2 protein-coding genes and 1 pseudogene are annotated in these 4,755 nt (G+C 36.8%); 2 read left to right on the top strand and 1 reads right to left on the bottom strand.

The annotated features are described in order from the left end of the window. A partial coding sequence (locus GZ63_RS0116020; protein WP_029271299.1) for an ABC transporter permease occupies positions 1-1,665 on the top strand: 1,665 nt, incomplete at its 5' end. A gap of 31 nt (positions 1,666-1,696) precedes the next feature. After that, positions 1,697-2,986 (top strand): glutamate-1-semialdehyde 2,1-aminomutase, encoded by a 1,290-nt coding sequence (locus tag GZ63_RS0116015; RefSeq protein ID WP_029271297.1) that lies wholly within the window; start codon positions 1,697-1,699, stop codon positions 2,984-2,986. Positions 2,987-3,080: 94 nt separating this feature from the next. On the opposite strand, the pseudogene GZ63_RS16970 reads toward GZ63_RS0116015, so the two are convergent. After that, positions 3,081-4,755: pseudogene (locus tag GZ63_RS16970) on the bottom strand (ABC transporter ATP-binding protein); the annotation flags it as partial.

Raw genomic sequence — 4,755 nt, 5'->3', positions numbered from 1 at the left:
AAAAAAGAATATGGTTTGTTAACAACATTTGGGATTAGTAAATCCCAGTTAAATCAAATGCTGATTCTTGAAAATACTATTATTGGATGCGTTGCAATCATTGTTGGTCTTCTAGTTGGTGCTTTGCTGCTGAAAGTATTTTTAATGATTTTGTCTTTGGTTCTTGGACTGGATGAAATTTTACCTTTTTATATTTCCATGGAAGCGATTGGACTAACTGCATTTTTATTTTTTATCATGTTTGAGTTCAATTCAATTATCGTTGTATGGTCATTACGGACAAACGCTATTATGGATGTATTTCAAGGTACTACGAAAGCGAAAAAAGAACCAAATTTTTCTTGGATATTGAGTATCTTATCTCTCAGTACTATCGGTTATGCTTATTACTTAGCCTATACCGCTAATATGATGTCTATGATGTGGCGCATGTTTCCAATTTTAGCATTGATTATTCCAGGTACATATTTTCTCTTTACTCAGCTTAGTATTGCATGCACGAATCTCTTAAAGCGCAGTAAGCATTACTATTATCGATATCTGAATTTATTGATCATCTCAGACTTTACTTATAAATTGAAAGATAATGCACGGCTACTCTTTTTTTCTGCTATTCTAAGTGCAGTTGCTTTTACATCTTCAGGTGTTATATATGGTTTGTTCCAAAGTGTGATAACCGAAACCGAAAGATTTATCCCACAAGATGTATCTATCGTTTCTCAAAGAGATGTGGATAAAGACGAATTTCAGAAGGAAATTAATAGAATAAAAAAGGAATTTCGTAAGGCGAATATAGATTTTACATCAGCGGTCATCAACAGTGTTAGAACAGAGGCCTATACCGATACAAATAACTGGAAGGAGGCAGAACAACATACATTCTTTTCCTTTTCAAATTATAGAAAATTAACCGAAATGAGCGAACAAACCAGTACATTTCAACCAACATCAAATACAGGCTATCTGTTAATAAATGACTTTCTTTCACAGATCAGATTAGAAACACCTAAAAAACTTTCCTTTGAATTTGATCATCAATTACTAGACATTAAATTAAAAACAGCTAATACGAATAATAATCTATTTACTTCTTTTCCAATCATAATATCTGATGACTTATACAATAGGCTATACGAACGGAGCTCAGAAGACGAAATATATTATAATTACATCATGCATATTCCCAATTGGATAAACCATAAAGAAAAAACGAAAACCATTTTGGATTCTGTTGATTTTGAGGTCGCCTACCCTGAATCAAAGGCTGAATTTTATGTTAATATGAAGGACAGTATGTCTTACTCGTTCTTTTTTGGTATATTTATTAGTGTGCTGTTTTTCCTAGTAGCTGGTTCCATTTTATACTTCCGCTTGTATCAAAATATTGATAAAGATCTGGATCATTTTCATTCGTTATATCGGCTTGGGTTAACCGAGTCTGAAATGAAAAAAATTATCACTAAACAGCTAGGATTTTTATTCTTTATACCTTTTTTCGTTGCAGTTATTCATGCCAGCTTTGCTTTTAAGGCACTGCAAAATATGCTGGCATCATCAATTTTATTACCAAGTATCGTTGTCATCATGGCCTATTTTATTGTACATTTTATAAACTTTATTTTTATACGTAAGCTATACACCGCTAAGTTAAAAAAGGCTATGTGATTTGTTCATTATGGAAGAGGAGGCAAGTTTGATGAAATTTACAAATTCAGAGGCACTGTATGAAGAAGCGCTGGAACATATTGTTGGAGGAGTTAACTCGCCGTCTAGAGCATATAATGGTGTCGGAGGCGGTACCCCTGTCTATATGGAACATGCAAAAGGGGCTTATTTTTGGGACGTAGATGGGAATAAATATATTGATTATTTAGCCGCATATGGTCCAATTATTACTGGACATGCCCATCCCCATATTGCAAAAGCAATAACGAATGCTGCTACAAATGGTGTTTTATACGGAACTCCAACGAAACTTGAAAATACATTTGCTCAAATACTAAAAGAAACAATACCTTCCCTTGATAAGGTGCGTTTTGTAAATTCTGGCACAGAAGCAGTGATGACAACAATTCGAGTTGCACGGGCCTTTACAAATCGTACAAAAATAATCAAATTTGCAGGTTGTTATCATGGACATTTTGATTCGGTTTTAGTAGAAGCAGGATCTGGCCCTGCCACATTAGGGACGCCTGATTCAGCTGGAATCCCAAAGGCTGTTGCCGAAGAAGTAATTACTGTTCCTTTTAACGATCTTCCTTCCTTTAAAGAAGCACTCAGCAAATGGGGAGATCAAATTGCTGCAGTAGTAGTGGAACCGCTTGTTGGAAATTTTGGTATTGTAGAACCACATGAAGGATTCTTGCAAACAGTTAACAACCTGACACATGAAGTTGGCGCATTAGTAATTTATGATGAAGTTATTTCTGCATTTCGCTTTACATACGGAAGTGCACAACAATTATATGAAGTAGAACCTGATATGACAGCAATGGGCAAGATTATTGGTGGTGGTTTACCGATTGGTGCATACGGTGGACGAAAAGATATTATGGAACAGGTTGCCCCGCTCGGACCTGCATATCAGGCAGGAACGATGGCTGGCAATCCTGCTTCTATGGCTTCCGGGATAGCATGCCTTGAGGTATTGCAGCAAGAAGGTACTTACGAAAAATTGGATCAGCTGGGAGCGCGTCTGGAAAAAGGAATATTAGAAAAAGCTAACCAGGCAAATATCCCTGTTACCGTCAACCGCCGATGTGGCGCATTGACCGTCTTTTTTAGCGAAGATAAAGTAACAAATTATGCTGAGGCTGAGGCAACCGATGGTGAATTATTCGGTAAATTTTTCAAGCTAATGCTCCATCAAGGAATTAATTTAGCTCCCTCCAAATTCGAAGCATGGTTTTTAACAACAGAACATACAGAAGCAGATATTGATGAAACCATCAACGCTGTAGGACATGCATTTAGCCAATTAAAATAAAATAGAAAATGAATAGAGGGTTCCTTGTAAATTTTCTTACGAGGAACCCTCTCTCATCTTCACCCTTTATTTCATTCTTATGCCTGGTACTTGTCTAGATCGCATCTAAATCCTGTACTTGATATAACTCATAATAGCTTCCTTTAAGCCGCATAAGTTCATCATGTGAACCTATCTCCTGAATCTCCCCGTGTTCAATCACAACAATTCGATCAGCATGCGTAATCGTAGCTAAACGATGAGCAACAATAAATGTCGTGCGATCAGATGCTAATTTCTCCATTGCTTCTTGGATCGTATGCTCACTTTCCAGATCCAAAGCAGATGTGGCCTCATCAAAAATTAAGATTGGTGGGTTCTTTAAGAATACCCGAGCTATCGCGATTCGTTGTTTTTGTCCGCCAGAAAGCTTTACGCCTCTTTCCCCTACCTGCGTATCGTAGCCGTATGGCAAACTGATTATAAAATCATGTGCGTTGGCTGCTTTTGCGGCTGCAATGACTTCTTCATCTGTAGCATTCGGATTTCCCATACGAATATTTACAGCTATCGATTCGCTAAATAGCGTGTTATCTTGCAATACCATTCCAATATTATTACGCAATGACCTGGCGTTCACATCACGAATATCCATACCATCTACTTTAATAGATCCATCTGTGACGTCATAAAAACGGGGAATTAAGCTTATTAATGTTGATTTCCCTCCCCCGCTCATGCCAACTAAAGCAATGGTTTCGCCTTTTTCAACGGAAAGGTTTATATTTTTTAGCACGTACGCTTCCTCTTCGTCATATTGAAATAGGACATTTTCCATGTCAATCGTTCCATCAACACGTCCGAGTTTTATTGCATTTTCTTTATCAACAATATCGTATTTTTCATTCATTAATTCAAAGACACGATCAATGGATGCAATGGATTGTGTCAGCGTAGTGGAAGAATTGATTAAACGTCGCAGGGGACTATATACTCTTTCCATATACCCAACAAAGGCAACCATTGTGCCCATTGTCAAATTCCCGGAAATTACTTGGTATCCTGCAAACGTAATTACAAGCAACGGTGCCAAATCTGTAATGGTATTTGTTGCTGCAAATGTTTTAGCATTCCAGCTTGTATGCTTTAACGCTTTCGTTAAGAAATTTTCATTGCGTATTCCAAATTGTTCCTGCTCATAATCTTCTAGTGCAAAACTTCTTGTTACTGGCATACCCTGTACTCTTTCATGCAGATGCCCTTGTACTTCTGCAAGTGCCTGGGACCTTTCCCTCGTTAAACGGCGTAGCGGCCATAAAAATACTTAATCGAAAAACCAAACAAAGGAAACAGTATAATTGCAACAATCGTTAAGGACACATCCATTGTAAGCATAATTCCTATCGCTATAAGGATGGTTATCATATCAAGCCAAACATTCATGAGACCAGTAACTACAAAAATCTTTGTTTGTTCGACATCATGTATTATCCGGGAAATAATTTCTCCGGTTTTTGTCGTAGAATAGAATTTTAAACTTAATTTTTGAATATGCTCAAACAGCCTATCTCTTATGTCATAAAGGATTTTGTTACCTACCCACTGTGCCAAGTATTGTCGGAAATACTCGATTGGCGGTCGAAGGATAAGAAACACAAAGAAGGCTATTCCCATTAATAAAAAAAGCTGATTAATTTTTGACGAATCACTTAAGTGACCCGCATTAATAATATTATCAATAACATACTTTAAAATTAATGGAATTAATAAGGGAATTGCGAATTTAAAAA

Source organism: Virgibacillus alimentarius (genome assembly GCF_000709085.1).
GTDB classification, from domain to species: Bacteria; Bacillota; Bacilli; order Bacillales; family Amphibacillaceae; genus Virgibacillus_B; species Virgibacillus_B alimentarius.
This window is presented reverse-complemented; position numbering and strand designations above follow the sequence as displayed.

Coding starts and splice junctions, on each gene's coding strand:
- GZ63_RS0116015 (WP_029271297.1), top strand. CDS start 1,697: ATGAAATTTACAAATTCAGAGGCACTGTATGAAGAAGCGCTGGAACAT.